Source organism: Streptomyces sp. NPDC059852 (assembly GCF_042731455.1).
Lineage (GTDB): Bacteria > Actinomycetota > Actinomycetes > Streptomycetales > Streptomycetaceae > Streptomyces.
In genome coordinates, this window is the sequence record NZ_JBHWJK010000008.1 from 38,798 (window position 1) to 53,221 (window position 14,424).

General features: G+C 70.4%; 15 protein-coding genes. 9 read left to right on the plus strand and 6 right to left on the minus strand.

Annotated features, from left to right (window positions below):
- Nucleotides 1-7: 7 nt before the first annotated feature.
- From ACFV46_RS12775 to ACFV46_RS12805, 7 genes are all read left to right on the plus strand, one after another.
- Nucleotides 8-967, plus strand: a complete 960-nt coding sequence (locus ACFV46_RS12775; RefSeq protein ID WP_385498084.1) for an STM4015 family protein — start codon at nucleotides 8-10, stop codon at nucleotides 965-967.
- A gap of 50 nt (nucleotides 968-1,017) precedes the next feature.
- The gene (locus ACFV46_RS12780; protein ID WP_385498288.1) at nucleotides 1,018-2,208 is read left to right on the plus strand and encodes an STM4014 family protein; all 1,191 of its coding nucleotides are present in this window, start codon (nucleotides 1,018-1,020) and stop codon (nucleotides 2,206-2,208) included.
- A gap of 90 nt (nucleotides 2,209-2,298) precedes the next feature.
- Nucleotides 2,299-3,114: an STM4013/SEN3800 family hydrolase gene (locus tag ACFV46_RS12785; protein ID WP_385498289.1), complete on the plus strand. Its 816-nt coding sequence runs from the start codon at nucleotides 2,299-2,301 to the stop codon at nucleotides 3,112-3,114.
- Complete coding sequence (locus ACFV46_RS12790; RefSeq protein WP_385498085.1) at nucleotides 3,111-4,448, plus strand: STM4012 family radical SAM protein; 1,338 nt, start codon at nucleotides 3,111-3,113, stop codon at nucleotides 4,446-4,448. The genes ACFV46_RS12785 and ACFV46_RS12790 overlap by 4 nt, the downstream gene beginning before the upstream one ends.
- Before the next feature lie 9 nt (nucleotides 4,449-4,457).
- Complete coding sequence (locus ACFV46_RS12795) at nucleotides 4,458-5,318, plus strand: STM4011 family radical SAM protein (RefSeq protein WP_283288370.1); 861 nt, start codon at nucleotides 4,458-4,460, stop codon at nucleotides 5,316-5,318.
- Between the two features lie 126 nt (nucleotides 5,319-5,444).
- Nucleotides 5,445-5,999, plus strand: coding sequence for a molybdenum cofactor biosysynthesis protein (locus ACFV46_RS12800; protein ID WP_385498086.1), 555 nt, complete (start codon nucleotides 5,445-5,447; stop codon nucleotides 5,997-5,999).
- 46 nt (nucleotides 6,000-6,045) lie between these two features.
- Nucleotides 6,046-6,564 carry a cupin domain-containing protein gene (locus ACFV46_RS12805; protein WP_283288374.1) on the plus strand — a complete coding sequence of 173 codons (519 nt, stop codon included), beginning with the start codon at nucleotides 6,046-6,048 and terminating at the stop codon, nucleotides 6,562-6,564.
- A gap of 197 nt (nucleotides 6,565-6,761) precedes the next feature.
- Here the strand turns inward: ACFV46_RS12805 and ACFV46_RS12810 are convergent, their stop codons facing one another.
- Entirely contained in the window at nucleotides 6,762-7,304 is a 543-nt protein-coding gene (locus ACFV46_RS12810; RefSeq protein WP_385498087.1) for a MarR family winged helix-turn-helix transcriptional regulator, read from the minus strand.
- Nucleotides 7,305-7,482: 178 nt separating this feature from the next.
- On the opposite strand from ACFV46_RS12810, the gene ACFV46_RS12815 reads away from it, so the two are divergent.
- Complete coding sequence (locus tag ACFV46_RS12815; protein ID WP_385498089.1) at nucleotides 7,483-8,715, plus strand: FAD-dependent monooxygenase; 1,233 nt, start codon at nucleotides 7,483-7,485, stop codon at nucleotides 8,713-8,715.
- A 326-nt stretch (nucleotides 8,716-9,041) separates the two neighbouring features.
- On the opposite strand, the gene ACFV46_RS12820 is transcribed toward ACFV46_RS12815, so the two are convergent.
- The 4 genes from ACFV46_RS12820 to ACFV46_RS12835 form a co-directional block, all read right to left on the minus strand.
- Nucleotides 9,042-10,001: an anti-sigma factor RsbA family regulatory protein gene (locus tag ACFV46_RS12820; protein ID WP_385498090.1), complete on the minus strand. Its 960-nt coding sequence runs from the start codon at nucleotides 9,999-10,001 to the stop codon at nucleotides 9,042-9,044.
- Nucleotides 9,998-10,780 carry an MEDS domain-containing protein gene (locus tag ACFV46_RS12825; RefSeq protein WP_385498091.1) on the minus strand — a complete coding sequence of 261 codons (783 nt, stop codon included), beginning with the start codon at nucleotides 10,778-10,780 and terminating at the stop codon, nucleotides 9,998-10,000. The genes ACFV46_RS12820 and ACFV46_RS12825 overlap by 4 nt, the downstream gene beginning before the upstream one ends.
- Nucleotides 10,781-10,962: 182 nt before the next feature.
- Complete coding sequence (locus tag ACFV46_RS12830; protein WP_385498092.1) at nucleotides 10,963-11,394, minus strand: hypothetical protein; 432 nt, start codon at nucleotides 11,392-11,394, stop codon at nucleotides 10,963-10,965.
- Between the two features lie 73 nt (nucleotides 11,395-11,467).
- Nucleotides 11,468-12,529 carry a serine hydrolase domain-containing protein gene (locus ACFV46_RS12835; RefSeq protein WP_385498094.1) on the minus strand — a complete coding sequence of 354 codons (1,062 nt, stop codon included), beginning with the start codon at nucleotides 12,527-12,529 and terminating at the stop codon, nucleotides 11,468-11,470.
- A gap of 190 nt (nucleotides 12,530-12,719) precedes the next feature.
- Here ACFV46_RS12835 and ACFV46_RS12840 point away from each other — a divergent pair, with 190 nt between their 5' ends.
- Entirely contained in the window at nucleotides 12,720-13,358 is a 639-nt protein-coding gene (locus tag ACFV46_RS12840) for an HD domain-containing protein (RefSeq protein WP_361929740.1), read from the plus strand.
- 109 nt (nucleotides 13,359-13,467) lie between these two features.
- On the opposite strand, the gene ACFV46_RS12845 is transcribed toward ACFV46_RS12840, so the two are convergent.
- Entirely contained in the window at nucleotides 13,468-14,412 is a 945-nt protein-coding gene (locus ACFV46_RS12845; protein WP_385498096.1) for an ion transporter, read from the minus strand.
- Between the last annotated feature and the right edge of the window lie 12 nt (nucleotides 14,413-14,424).

A 14,424-nucleotide genomic window follows, 5' to 3' on the forward strand; every position in this document is an offset into this window, starting at 1 on the left:
CAGCCGCATGACCATCGGTGACCACCTGCACGAGCTGTACCGGCTGCCCGCTCACGCCTTCCCCGGCCCTGGCACCCCGGCCGGCCCTCTGCCCGAGCCGGACTCCGTCGCCTGGCGGATCTCCGCGGACGTGTACGACTCCGACGAGAGCTGGACCGCGGCGTTCACCCGGTTCTGCGAGACCGTCGACACCACCCGGGTGCGCGCCCTGATCGTCGGCGCCTGGGAGGAGGCCTACGAGTCCGACCCCTCCGACGTCATCGAGGCCCTGCTGGCCGCCCGCGACCGGCTGCCCGCGCTGCGCGCCCTGTTCCTGGGCGACATGGTGATGGAGGAGTGCGAGATCTCCTGGATCAACCAGACCGATGTCGCACCGCTCCTGGCGGGCTTCCCCGCCCTGGAGGAGTTCGGCGTGCGCGGCGGCTCGGGCCTCGGCTTCACCGCCGTGCAGCACTCCGCGCTGCGCCGTCTCGTCGTGGAGACCGGCGGCCTGCCCGCGTCGGTGGTGCGCGGCATCGGCGCCAGCGACCTGCCCGCGCTGGAGCACCTCGACCTGTGGCTGGGCACGCCCGACTACGGCGGTGACAGTGAAGCCGCCGACCTGGAGCCGATCCTGTCCGGTGCCCGGCTGCCGCGCCTGCGCCATCTGGCCCTGCGCAACAGCGAGATGCAGGACGCGGTGGCCGCGGCCGTCGCCGCCGCCCCCGTCGTGGCCCGCCTGGAGGTCCTGGACCTGTCCATGGGCGTGCTGACCGACGAGGGCGCGGGGGCGCTGCTGAGCGGTCAGCCGCTGACCCATCTGAAGAAGCTCGACCTGCACCACCACTACCTGAGCAAGGCCTTGGAGGAGCAGGTGCGGCAGACGCTGGTGCAGGCCGGTGTGGACGTCGACCTCGACCGCGACGACGCGGAGGAGGAGACCGAGGACGACGGCACGGTCTGGCGCTACGTCTCCGTCGGCGAGTGAGCACGGACGGCCCCGTCCCGGGGCAGCGCGGCAGGGCCGGTACCACGGGGGTGGCGGCCGGTGCGCGCTTCGCGGTGGTCGGCAATCCCGGCAACCGCCGCGTGACGCTGTTCGCCGACGCGGTGCGCGCGGCGGGCCTGCCCGGCCCGCGCGTGGTGCCGTGGACGGACGTCCTGCGCCGGGGAGGCGCCCTCTTCGCCCCCGGCGAGATCGTCCGCGTCGACTCCCCCGGTGAGGATCCCGAGGTGGACCGCATGCTGCGGGGCGCTGCGGAACCCACCCGGGTGGAGGGATCGGCGCGTTGGTACGCCGGGTTCACGGCGGCGCTGCGCAGTCTGCGCGGCGGCGTCCGGCTGGACGACCCGGACGAGGTGTCCGTGCTGTTCGACAAGCGCCGCTGCCACGCGGTTCTGGACGCGGCGGGCGTGCCGGTGCCCTTCTCCCCCACCTCCGGACCGGACGGCGCCCCGGTGCGCGGCTGGGACGACGTGCGGACGCTGATGCGCACCCACCGGATGGCGCGGCTGTTCGTCAAACCCGCCCACGGGTCGTCGGGGTCCGGAGTTCTCGCGGTGGAGGCGGGCGGCGGCCGGATCAGGGCGACCACGTCCGTCGAGGTGACCGCGGACGGCCGGCTGTACAACTCCCTGAAGCTGCGCCGCTACGAGGACGAGCGGGACGTCGCCGTCGTCGTCGACGCCCTCGCCCCGGACGGCCTGCACCTGGAGCGGTGGGTGCCCAAGGCGTCCCAGCAGGGCCGCGCGACCGACTTCCGGGTGGTCGTGGTGGCCGGCCGGGCCACGCACGCCGTGGTGCGCACCAGCCGTTCGCCCCTGACCAACCTCCATCTGGGCGGTCGCCGCGGCGACCTCGACTCGGCCCGTGCGGCCGTCGTGGCGGCGGGCGGCCGCTGGAGCGACGTGCTGGAGGTGTGTGAGCGGGCGGCCGCGTGTTTTCCGCGCACCCTGTGCGTCGGCGTCGACCTGCTGCCGGCCGTCGGGTGGCGCCGGATGGTCGTGGGCGAGGTCAACGCCTTCGGCGATCTGCTGCCCGGTCTCACCGGCCTGCCCGGCAGCGGCGCGGAGGGCCTGGACACCTACGGCGCACAGGTCGCGGCGGTGCTGCGCGGACCCGCCCGCCCCGACGTCCCCCGGTCGGCGGCAGATGCGGCTTCCTCACTGCACGGTCACCCGAACGGGACGCAGGCGGGTGCCCCGCGCGCGCCCGCCCGGCCGATGTGAGACCGCCCGGTCCTGCCCGGCCGCCGCACCACCGGCCCCGCCGGCCGCCGCACTCGTACAGAACAGGAACACCGCATGACCCAGCCCGACATGAACGACATCGTCGGCGAGTACGACATCCTCCTCGTCACCCTCGACACCCTGCGCCACGACGTGGCCGAGGAACTGGCGGCAGCGGGCCGCATCCCGCACCTCGCGCGTCATCTGCCCGGTGGCCGCTGGGAGAAGCGCCACGCGCCGGGCAGCTTCACCTACGCCTCGCACCAGGCGATCTTCGCCGGCTTCCTGCCCACCCCGGCGGCGCCCGGGCCGCATCCACGGCTCTTCGCGGCGAGCTTCGCCGGCAGCGAGACCACCGCCGAAGGCACCTTCGTCTACGACACCCCGGACCTCGTCGGCGGGTTGGCGAAAGCTGGCTACCACACGGTGTGCATCGGAGGGGTGGGCTTCTTCAACAAGCAGGGCCCGCTGGGGTCGGTGCTGCCGGACCTGTTCCAGGAATCCCACTGGGAACCGGAGTTCGGCGTCACCTCACCCCACTCCTTCGAGAACCAGATCGAGCGTGCCGAGCAGGTCGTCGCCCGACTGCCCCCGGACCGACGCCTGTTCCTCTTCGTCAACGTCTCGGCGCTGCACCAGCCGAACTGGTTCCACCTGCCCGGCGCCACCCGGGAGGCCGGTGACACGCGTGCCACCCACGCCGCCGCCCTGGAGTACGTCGACCGGCACATCGGACGGCTGTTCGCGGCCGCGAGCTCCCGGCGCCGCTGTTTCGCGATCGTCTGCTCCGACCACGGCACCGCCTACGGCGACGACGGCTACACCGGACACCGCCTCGGCCACGAGTGCGTCTGGACCGTGCCGTACGCCCAGTTCCTCCTCGACCCCGCTGAGGCCGCCCGATGACCACCGCCCCGCCGACCGGCCCCTATCAGCACTACGTCTACGCCTATCCCCACAAGACCGCCTACCGGCCCCTGCCCGACCGGCCGTCGCTGACGTCTCTGTGGGCGGCGGAGGAGAAGAGCGCGCTCTCCCTCTACCTGCACATCCCGTTCTGCGAGGTGCGCTGCGGGTTCTGCAACCTCTTCACCCGCATCGGCGCCCCCGAGGGACTGACCGGCGCCTACCTGGACGCCCTGGAGCGACAGGCGACGGCCGTGCGCGACGCGCTGGGCGACGGCGACGGCACGCGCTTCGCCACGGCCGCTTTCGGCGGCGGCACCCCCACCTTCCTCACCGCCCGGGAACTGAACCGGCTCTGCGACATCGCCGAGCACCGCATGGGCGCCGACCTGCGCGCGATACCGCTGTCGGTGGAGGCCTCGCCCGCCACGGCCACCTCCGACCGTCTGGCCGTGCTGGCCGAACGCGGCACCACCCGGCTGAGCCTCGGTGTGCAGAGTTTCGTCGACTCCGAGGCCCGGGCCGCCGTCCGCCCGCAGCGCCGTGCCGACGTGGAGGCAGCCCTCGGCCGCATCCGCGACGCGGCCATACCGGTGCTGAACATCGACCTCATCTACGGCATCGACGGCCAGACCGAGCAGACCTGGCTGCATTCGCTGGACGCCGCGCTCACCTGGCGGCCGGAGGAGCTCTACCTGTACCCGCTCTACGTCCGCCCCCTGACGGGCCTGGACCGCCACCGCCCAAACTCCGGCTGCGACCCGGCGTGGGACGAGCAGCGGCTGCGACTGTACCGCTTGGGCCGCGACCACCTGCTGTCCCAGGGATACGTCCAGCAGTCGATGCGGATGTTCCGCCGGGCCGACGCCCCGCCCCAGGGCGCCGACGACTACGCCTGCCAGACCGACGGCATGATCGGCCTCGGCTGCGGAGCCCGCTCCTACACCTCCGCACTGCACTACTCGTTCGACTACGCCGTGGGCATGCACGAGATCCGCGGGATCATCGACGACTACGTCGCCACCACCGACTTCTCACGGGCGGCGGTCGGCTTCCGCATCGACCCGCCCGAGGCACGCCGCCGCCACCTGCTGCAGTCGCTCCTTCAGGCCGACGGCCTGGACACCGCCGACTACCGCGCCCGCTTCGGCTCCCTGCCCGCCGACGACTTCGACGCCGAACTCGACGCCCTCACGCACCACGGCTGGCTGACCGACCCCACCGCCAACCGTCTGCGGCTGACACCCGAGGGCCTCGCACACTCCGATGCCATCGGTCCGCGCCTGTTCTCCCCCGCCGTGCGCGCCGCCATGGCCGCCTACGAGAGGAAGTGACGTCCGGCCATGGACCTCACCGTCCTCTACCGCGGCCCCCTCGCCTCCTGCGACTACGACTGCCCCTACTGCCCGTTCGCGAAGCGGCGGGACTCCCCCGCCCAGCTCCGCGCCGACCGGGCCGCCCTGGACCGCTTCGCGGCCTGGGCCGCCGCGCAGACCGACGACCGGCTCTCCCTGCTGTTCACCCCGTGGGGCGAGGGACTCGTGCGCTCCTGGTACCGGCGCACCCTCGCGGAGCTGTCCCATCTGCCGCACATCCGCCGCGTCGCCATCCAGACCAACCTCAGCTGCCGCACCGACTGGCTGGACACCGCCGACCGCGACACCCTCGCCCTGTGGTGCACCTACCACCCGGGCCAGACGCCCTACGACCGCTTCCTCACCAAGTGTCACGACCTCGCCCGGCGCGGTGTGCGCTACAGCGTCGGCGTGGTCGGCCTGCCCGAACACCTGCCGGCCGCCCGCCGGTTGCGCGCCGACCTGCCGGACCACGTGTACCTGTGGGTCAACGCGGCCGAGGGGCACACCTACGAGGACGCCGAGGCCGAGGACTGGACGGCACTGGACGCGCTGTTCCCCTACAGCCGCACCCCCCACGCCAGCGCCGGACTGCCCTGTCGCACCGGCGAGTCCGTGATCTCGGTCGACGGGGAGGGCACCGTACGCCGCTGCCACTTCGTCCGCGCCGAGCTCGGCAACCTGTACGACGGCAGTTACCGGGCCGCGCTGCGCCCGCGGCCATGCCCACTGACGGTCTGCGACTGCCACATCGGCTACGTCCACCTGGAGACCCTGCCCCTGTACGACGTCTTCGCCGGCGGAGTCCTGGAACGCATCCCGGCCGCCATCCCGCCCGGTCGGACGTAACCTCCGATCGGAGCGGATGTCACCGGTTCGCCTCACGACCGGGCCGGTCATCGAGCCGTCGGCGCCGCCGCGAACCACTGGCGACACTGCGGCGTGCTGCTTTTCGCCCCGCCGTACTGTGAATCCATGACCACGGTGGAAGTGCTTCAGCTGTTGTTGTCACCGACACACCGCTACGTCGGGCGGCCGGCCGATGGGGCGGTTCCCACGCAAGAGGACGAACTGGTCGACAGCGTCGAAGTCCGTCGGACACTCGGGATTGTCGGCGATCGGTACTTCGCTCACCCGGCACATCGTCGAGCCGCAATCACTCTGATGTCGGCGGAAAATCTTCCTCTGCATATCAATAGCGCGATCGACCTGCGGCAGACACGCCGAAACGTGCTTCTCAGCGGGGTGAACATCGATGAGTTTGTGGGATCGACAATCAGTCTGGACACCGGCAGCGGCGCGGTCCTGCTGGCAGTCAACAGTGCGGCGAGACCTTGTGCCTGGATGGAGACCACCATCGGAACCGGCGCCCAGCGTGCGCTGCGAGGCAAGGGAGGCGTGCGCTGCACACCACTCTCCGACGGCATCCTGTCCTTGGGGAGCGCAGTATTCACCGTCACTGAGACGAGGGGGGAAGGAGCCGGTGCGGACGCCAAGGTGCGACGCAGGAAGTCCGGGGTGGACACTTGAGGCAGGACACCAGTGTCCCTCGAAATCGATCAGAGGGGTGATCGCGATGACCGAGGAACTGGTCCCTCCGCTCACGGTCGTCCGCCCTGGCGAGGGCGCCGAGGGGTTCCTCGGTTCCATCGGGGTGGTCTTCAAGCTCTCGGGGGCCGATACCAACGGTGCCTTGTCGGTGGTGGAGCATCCGTTCCCGGTCGGCGCGCTGGTGCCGCCGCATCTGCACACCCGTGAGGACGAGTACTCGATCGTCACCGAAGGCGAGATCGGCTTTCGCTCCGGCGACCGCGAAGCCGTGCTGGGCGCCGGCGGCTACATCACCAAGCCGCGCGGCGAGCTCCACGCCATGTGGAACGCCGGCTCGGTCCCTGCCCGCATGATCGAGATCATCAGTCCGGCCGGTTTCGAGGGCTGCTTCCGGGAACTGGCCGAGATGTTCGCCGACGGCCCGCCGTCGTCCTCGGACGCCATCCCGGCAGTCGTGGCCAAGTACGGCCTCGAATTCGGTCAGCCGGAGTGGCTGCCGGACGTCATCGCGCGGTTCGGGTTGACCCCGCCGCCGGGACCGTGAACCCACAACCTGCTGACCGGTCAGAACACCATCGCCTCGAGAAGCGCGTAGAGGCCACCGCACCCGCACCCGCCCATGTGAGACCCCTGCCGGGCCCGCCCGTCCGCTGAACTGCGCAGAACGCGGGCTGCACCGAAGCCGACCGACACCTGGCAGCAGCAGTGCCATCAGCGCCGCGCCGCTTGCGTCAGCGGATCCTAGGTCCCCGCGCCCTCCCCCTGATCCGGCAGTGCCAGCCGGGCTGCCACGTCGTCGGCGAAGCGGGCGAGGAGGCGGAGGAGGTCGTCGCGGTCCTGCCGGGGCCAGTCGGCGAGTACCTCGGCGAACCAGCCCAGCAGGGAGGCGACATAGCGGTGGGCCGCTTCGTTGCCCGTCTCCGTCGGCTCGACGAGGCTCGCGCGACGGTCGAAAGGATCGGCGATGCGCCGTACGAGGCGATGCTTCTCGAGGGCCTGGACCTGACGGGTGACGTGCGGGCCCACGACCTGCATCCGGTCGGCGATCTCCCCGATGCGCAAGGGTTCCCCGGCTGCGAGCAGGGTCACCAGCACCCCGACGGCGGGGCGGTCCAGGTTCGGGCCGGCCGCCTCGGCAGCACGTTCGACGAGCCGGCCCTTGTTGAACGCGGAGCTGAGCCGGGTGAGCCGGGGCAGCACGGCGAGCAGGTCCTCGGGCGAGAGGCCGGGCGCGGACTCGGAGGCCGGCTCGGGCGCGGGCCCCCCGGGGGAGTCGGGGGTCATGACACCTCCAGTTGCATACCTGAGTTAGGTATCTATATCGTGGCGGACACGGTCGCGACATCCGAGAGGTGCCGCGCGGCCGGAAAAAGGATACCTAAGGTACGCACTTTTGCCGTCCTCGCGGCGCGCCGCGTACCGCCTCCGTGCCGGGCCCGCCCGGCGGAAAGGTGCCACTCCCATGACGCACCCGACGACCACGTCCACCCCCCGACGCCGCGTACTGATCTCCGGGGCGAGCATCGCCGGTCCCACACTCGCGTACTGGCTCGACCGGTACGGCTTCGAGGTGACCGTCCTTGAGAAGGCCGCCGCCGTCCGCGGCGGCGGCTACGCGATCGACATCCGCGGCACGGCCCGCGAGGTCGTGGACCGCATGGGTCTGCTGCCGCGGCTGCGCGAGGCCCACGTGGACACCCGCCGGATCTCCTTCCTCGACGCCGCCGGCGACATCGTCGGCGCGGTGCGGCCCGAGCAGCTGACCGGCGGCGAGAGGGGCCAGGACCTCGAGGTCCGACGCGGCGATCTGGCCGACGCCCTCTACGCGCCCCTGAGGGACCGCGTCGAGTTCCTCTTCGGTGACTCGATCGCCACGCTGGACGACGACGGGGACGCCGTGCACGTCGTCCTGGAGAGCGGCACGCACCGCACGTTCGACCTCGTGATCGGCACGGACGGCCTGCACTCGAACACCCGCCGCCTCGTCTTCGGTCCCGAGGAGCCCTTCCACCGCTACCTGGGGCACGTCTTCGCGGGCTTCACCCTGCCCAACGAACTCGGGCTCTCGCACGAGGCGTACATCTGGAGCGAGCCGGGACGCAGCGCGGTCCTGTACGCCTACGAGCCCTCGGAGCCCGTGCACGGATTCCTCACCTTCGTCCGCGACACCCCGCCGTTCGAGGCGTTCCGCGACCCGCGCGCCCAACGCGACCTGGTCGCGTCGCGGTTCCCCGAACAGGTGTGGCAGGTGCCGCAGCTGGTGGCGGCGATGCGGTCGTCCGATGACCTGTTCTTCGACATCGTGAGCCAGATCCACATGCCCTCCTGGTCCCACGGGCGGGTCGCACTGGCGGGCGACGCGGCGCACGCCACGTCCTTCCTCTCCGGGCAGGGGTCGAGTGTCGCGCTCATCGGCGCCTACGTCCTGGCGGGCGAACTCGCCTCGCACGCGGACCACGCCGACGCCTTCGCGGCGTACGAGCGTCGGATGCGCCCCTTCGCGCAGGACAATCAGGCGCTGGCCTCGGGCGGCGGCACGATCGTCACACCGACGACTCGCGCCCAGTTGGACGCCCGCAACGCCCTGCTGCGCGACCCGGAGGCGATGGCTAGGGAACTGTCGACGGCGGAGGCGGAGACACGACGGGCGACGCACTCCTCCTTGACGCTGCCGGAGTATGCGGCGGCACTATGAGCCGCCTCTCCCCCGCCCCGGTTCTTGGGGCAGGCCATGGGTTGTCCAGACGGAACGCCCTTCAGGGGCCGGGGTGGGCGGGGCGGGGAGTGCTCCGACGGCGCGGCGGACTCCACCCGTGCGGATCGCCCTGCTCCGCTCCACCGGAGAGGCCACAGCCCTCGCGGCGATGACGTACGCCCTCGTCACGCAGCGGCCGTCGGGGAGGACCTCCAGACCCACAACGCCCCGGCCCTGACGAGCGCCCCACGCACACCGCAGCCTGCCATCTCGCCGGCGCCCGGAACCCGCGGTCATGTCAGGTCCGGCGCCGCCACCCTCGCGTCTCAGTACGTCACTCCGGTGTGCAGGCGGATCGTGGTTCCCTCGTCAGGGGTCGAACGGATCTCGACCAGATCGCACAGTTGGTGCGCGAGCCAGAGGCCCCGCCCGCCCACCTGGGTACGGGTGGGCCGTGAACGGCCCACGAGAGGGTCGTCGATATAGCCGGAGTCACGGAACTCGCACACCAGACGCTGCTCCTGGCTCCACATCCGCAACACGCCCTGGCCCCCACCGTGCCGGATGCTGTTCGCGGCGATCTCGGTAGCAGCCAGATGCAGCTCACGCAGGCGGACGCCTTCCAGCCCGAGCTCTTCGGCGCAGGAGGCGATCTTCTCCCTGAGCGCGGGGAGATCACCTCGGCTGTAGGCGAACTCCTCGTAGGGGCAGCAGGGATGAGTGAGCGGGCTGAAGTCGAAGGGGGCCCGTGGGTCGTAGGTCTCGTTCGTCTCGCTCTGGCCGGCACTGCGGATGGTGGGGTGGCAGCGAGACATGCGCTCCAGCTCAGCCCGTTCTCCCGCGATGTCGTACGGGCACAGCAGCCACCACGCCGGGCCGACGGAGAACGCCCTGTTCAGCAGCCACTCGTGGTAGCGCAGCTCTTCCGCCTCCGCGGGACTGCGCACCTCGCCCCACGGGGATTCGCCGATCCCGCGTACGGGGCGGCCTTCGGCGGTGTGCGCCTTGATCCATTCCTGCCAGGCACCGATGAGCCGGCCCGGATGGTGCGCCACCGCGCTGGTCTCGACGTAGCGAACCGTGTCGTCCTCCGGCATCTCGGCGCGCATGAGGGCGGCCTTCTCCTCCGGAACGGCGACGACGACAGCCTCTCCACCGTCCCGGGCCTCGCGGATGAAGTCCAAGGTGCCCTGGAGGAACTCGTCGCTGCCCTGGTAGGGGTACAGCTCGTGCCTGTATCCCTCGCCGGACGGTGACGGCGTGGTGTGGGTCTCGGAGGAGGTCATGGCGTCATCACCACGGGGATGGAAGGGTCTGCGAAGCCGGAGAGATCCCAAGCCAGGCGTACGGTCTCATTGGTTCCCTCCAGCACGATCTTGCGATCGGGCAGTGCTCGAGCGGCATCGGCAAGGGCGCTCATGCCGGCTGCGTCGAAGAAATCCAGCGTTTGGCACAGCAGCCGCACCGTGGTCGTCTGCCGCAGCAGCGTGAGCAGGATGGCACCGAAGGCCACAGCACCCTCGGTGTCGACGATCCCCTTCACCGTCCAGCCGCCCTTTCCCGCCCGGTAGAGCTGAAAAGAGGGCGACATCGGTCGGCTGCCCAGGTGATGGGGGTGCACACATCTGAGCTTGTCCAGAAGGGCAGCGTCCCAGTTGCCTCTCTGATAGGCGCAGACCACAGACGCGCCGCTGTCAGCCGCGAACTCTTCCAGTTCCAGCTCACTGCGCAGCAACCGCTCGGCACCACCGCAGGCGGCTTCGCCTGTCACGTGGTGCAGCACCCGCAGGGACCGGTACCCCTCGCTCTCGGCACTGGCCGCCTCCCGGCGCACCACCGCGAGAAGGGATTCCTCGAGCCGCGTCGGGTCGAGTACCAGGGCAACGGCATCAGTCGTGACCTGAGCGGAAGGCGAAACGATCAGCACCTTGTCGCCGAACAGAGCTCCGTCCGCGACAAAGGCCCGGCTTCGGACCATCACATCGTCCGTTATCTCCAGGAGCTGACACACATGGTCACCAGCATCGACCTCATCCAGCGTCGCCACCGCGCGTGTCGCTCTCACCGCTTCCTCCCTCGCCTCGCCTCCCACCTTAATGTTCCGCACGCCCACATCACCAAGCCGCACTGGCCACGGTCGATCACCATCACGATCATCACCTCGAGTCTCGATCAGGGATCAGGGATCAGGGATCGGCGATCGGTGATCGGTGACGGGTGATCGGTGACGGGTGATCGGTGACGGGACTACAGCTCAAGCCACTGACCCAGCTCGCCGGGCACCCCGGTCCGGATGAAGTCGCGCACGAGGGCCCACGCACGATCGACATCGACGACGCAGTCGCCACTGAACACCACCAGGTCGTCCATGATCGGCACCTGCACGACGGCATCCGCTGCGGCGGTGCCGTCGCCGACGAGTAGGGACGACTTGTCAGCAGCGTCGAACAGGTGGATGACTGCTTGATCGTCTCGGAAGCCCACGGCCAACAGAGGAAACTCGCCGTCCGGGCGGCGGACTTCCACATACCCCTGACCACGCGAGCGCAGTGCCATGAAGTGATCGGTCAGACCCGCGATGTCGGAGCTTCGCTCAGTCGCGGAGAACTGTCGCAGTTCGGGGTCTGTTGCCGTCCACGAGATGAGCATCGCTGCAGCCTCCTGCTGATCAGATCTCACTGAGCGCTCCTAGAATCTCGGCCCTCGCCGCCGGCGGCAGACGGACCTTACTGCTCTCGGCGTGCGCCTCTGGTCACCCGCGCTTCCGGTCGCCGCACACCGCCCGGTCCAGCAGGCGCTCCGCGGCCTCCGCCTGCTCGAGGAAGCGCTTCTCGTCGCCGAAGCGCGTGGTGAAGACGGCGGCCGCGGCCGACACTCGTCCGTCGGGCGTGACGGCGGTCTCGGAGGCGGTGCCGAAGGACGTGCCGCCGTGGTACCAGATCCCGCCCCCGCAGCCCTCGGCCGGGCGCCAGGCGAGGCCGAGCCCGTAGCGGGTCCTGCCGTCGGTGGCGTAGCCGGGTGCCGGGACGGTGGTACGCATGTGCTGCAGTTGCTCCGGCGGCAGCAGCCGGCCGGCCATCAGGGCGCGCAAGAAGGTGTTCATGTCGCGGGTGGTGCTGATGATGCCGCCGTCCGCGCCGCCGCCCACGGCCAGCGTGGTGTCCGTGAGGTCGTCCCGGCCGGGGAACTGCGTGTACCCGGCGGCCGTGGGCATCGGCACGTACGGCGAGGTGCCCGGTATCAGCGTGTGGCGCAGTCCCAAGGGTTCGATGATCCGGTCGTGCACCTCCTGCGACCAGGGGTTGCCGGTGGCCTTCCCGATGATCATCCGGAGCAGCACGTAATTGCTGTTGGAGTACGCCCACTGCGTCTCGACGCCCGGATCGTCCGCGTCCGGCAGCCAGCCGGGGGCGCGCTCCATCGCCACGGCCACCTGCTCCTCGGGTGTCTGGGGGCGGAACCGCTGTGCGTGGGGGCGCTCGGGCGTCAGCTCCGCCGGGTCCTCGAAGGCGATGTCCGTGTAATTGGCCAGGCCGCTGGTGTGCTGGAGCAGGTTGCGCAGGGTGAGGCGGCTGCCGTCGTTGCCGTTGCCGGCGACCACCCCGGGCAGCCACTGCTCGACGGTGTCGTCCAGGCTCAGCGTGCCCTCGGCGACGAGCTGGAGCACGGCCACGGCCGTGAACCCGGACCGGGCCTGCGTCTCGCGCCCGGCCGCGTCCCGGGTGAACACCGTGAGTCCGGTGGCTCCCGTGTCTCGTACGGCGTCCGCGTCCCGCTGCAGCCGCGATCGCGCGTACCCGCCCCCGGCGCCCATCGCCTCGGCCGTGGTGCCCCGGACGGGTCAGCGCGTGGAGTCCTCGCGCCGACGCACGGCATTCGGGAGGACCCCTCCCCCGTCCATGGTCGAGGTCTCGATCTGTGGGACTCCTGTCCGATTTCGGGTGGATCAACGGTCGGCGCCGACCGAGAATGGAATCAATGCACAGCACATTTATGGAGGTACCGTGCCTGAAACAATTGCCGGGATCAGCATTCCCGACACGAAGCTCGTGACCGAGGCTACGGCGCTGGTTCGTGATGCAGCGGACGAAACGCTGTTCAACCACTCTCGCCGGGTATTTCTCTGGGGTTCCCTCAAGGCGGCCGCCCGGGGGCTGGAGGTCGACCCTGAACTCGCCTATGTCGGCGGACTTTTCCACGACCTGGGACTCACCTCGACCTATGCGACCAGGCACCAGCGCTTCGAGATCGACGGTGCGGATGCCGCACGCGACTTCCTGCGGGATCACGGCCGTTCGGAGCAGGAGGCACGCAGCGTCTGGCTGGCGATCGCGCTGCACACCACTCCGGAAGTGCCCCACCACCTGGCCCCGGAGGTGGCCGTGGTGACGCTCGGCGTGGAAACCGACGTCCTTGGCCTCGAACTGGACGAGATCACCGAGGAACAGCGCGCCGCAGTCGTGGCCGCGCATCCACGGCCCGAATTCAAGAGCCGAATTCTCCGGGCCTTCTACGACGGAATGGCCCAGCGCCCCGACACCACCTTCGGCACCATGAACGACGACATCCTCGCCCACTTCGACTCTTCTTTCCAGAGGAAAGACTTCGTGGACATCATCAAGGGGAACGCCTGGCCGGAGTAGACAGGACTGTTTCATGCCCCGGGAGGCCATGGGACACCACGGACTTCGCAGCCAGCCCCTTTCCCGGCGGCGACGCGACAACGGCCGGCACATCACCACCGCATCGGCATCACCTCCGCCCCTCCAAGCTGGGCAAGTGGCGTTCGCTCTGACCGACTCGCAGCGGCACGGAGTCGGTGGACCGGCTGATGTCCCGTTCGAGATCGTCCAGGGCGCGGCGGGCCAGCTCGATGCGCTGGAGCAGGAGTTGTTCGTCCTGCGGTGCCGGGACCCGGCGTCGTGCTCGCGGCGGCTCGCGCTCCCCGTCCATGTCCTTGGCCTCCTCGAGGGAGGTGAGAACGACACCGATGAGGACGTTGACCAGGACGAACGAGGCGAGCAGGACGTAGGAGGCGTAGTAGAGGAGGCTCCAGCGGGAGATCTCCAGGCCGGCGCGCACGGCGTCCCCGATCCCGTCCAGCGTCATCAGCAGGAAAAGGGTGAGGACCGCGCGACCGATGGAGCCGAAGTGCTCGGGGTCGTGGCGGCCGAAGAAGACCCAGCCGACCATCGCGTACACGTACAACAGCAGGGCGCCCACGAGCAGGAAGCTCAGGGTGCCGGGAAGACTGCGGCCTACGGCGACGAGCACGATGCGCAGTTGGGGCAGGAAGCGGGCGGTCCGCAGGACCCTGGCCAGCCTGAGCAGCCGGAGCACGGTGGTGTTCTCACGGACGACGGGCGCGAAGGTACACAGGACGACCGCGAGGTCGAAGACGTTCCACGGGTCTTTCCAGAAGCCGCGGGGGCGGTCCGCGTGCGCGGCCATGCGCAGCACGATCTCGACGGTGAAGGCGGCCAGACAGGCGTGCTCGGCCAGCCGTAACCAGCCGTGCCACTCCTCGGCGAGACCGGAGTACGTCTCCAGGCCCAGCAGGGCGGCGTTGCCGAGAATCAAGGCGAAGACGGTGAGCGCGAACCAACGGGCCTCGGTGACACCGCGGCAGCACAGGGCCACTCGTCGGCGTGCGGACGGGGCGTCGGCCTCGGCGACTTGATCTGGGTGTTGCGGCATTCTGCTGTCTCT

What these genes read in the sequence shown, in the direction of transcription:
- ACFV46_RS12775 (WP_385498084.1), top strand. Translation starts at nt 8, where the DNA reads ATGACCATCGGTGACCACCTGCACGAGCTGTACCGGCTGCCCGCTCAC.
- ACFV46_RS12785 (WP_385498289.1), top strand. Translation starts at nt 2,299, where the DNA reads ATGAACGACATCGTCGGCGAGTACGACATCCTCCTCGTCACCCTCGAC.
- ACFV46_RS12790 (WP_385498085.1), top strand. Translation starts at nt 3,111, where the DNA reads ATGACCACCGCCCCGCCGACCGGCCCCTATCAGCACTACGTCTACGCC.
- ACFV46_RS12795 (WP_283288370.1), top strand. Translation starts at nt 4,458, where the DNA reads ATGGACCTCACCGTCCTCTACCGCGGCCCCCTCGCCTCCTGCGACTAC.
- ACFV46_RS12800 (WP_385498086.1), top strand. Translation starts at nt 5,445, where the DNA reads ATGACCACGGTGGAAGTGCTTCAGCTGTTGTTGTCACCGACACACCGC.
- ACFV46_RS12805 (WP_283288374.1), top strand. Translation starts at nt 6,046, where the DNA reads ATGACCGAGGAACTGGTCCCTCCGCTCACGGTCGTCCGCCCTGGCGAG.
- ACFV46_RS12810 (WP_385498087.1), bottom strand. Translation starts at nt 7,304, where the DNA reads ATGACCCCCGACTCCCCCGGGGGGCCCGCGCCCGAGCCGGCCTCCGAG.
- ACFV46_RS12815 (WP_385498089.1), top strand. Translation starts at nt 7,483, where the DNA reads ATGACGCACCCGACGACCACGTCCACCCCCCGACGCCGCGTACTGATC.
- ACFV46_RS12820 (WP_385498090.1), bottom strand. Translation starts at nt 10,001, where the DNA reads ATGACCTCCTCCGAGACCCACACCACGCCGTCACCGTCCGGCGAGGGA.
- ACFV46_RS12835 (WP_385498094.1), bottom strand. Translation starts at nt 12,529, where the DNA reads ATGGGCGCCGGGGGCGGGTACGCGCGATCGCGGCTGCAGCGGGACGCG.
- ACFV46_RS12845 (WP_385498096.1), bottom strand. Translation starts at nt 14,412, where the DNA reads ATGCCGCAACACCCAGATCAAGTCGCCGAGGCCGACGCCCCGTCCGCA.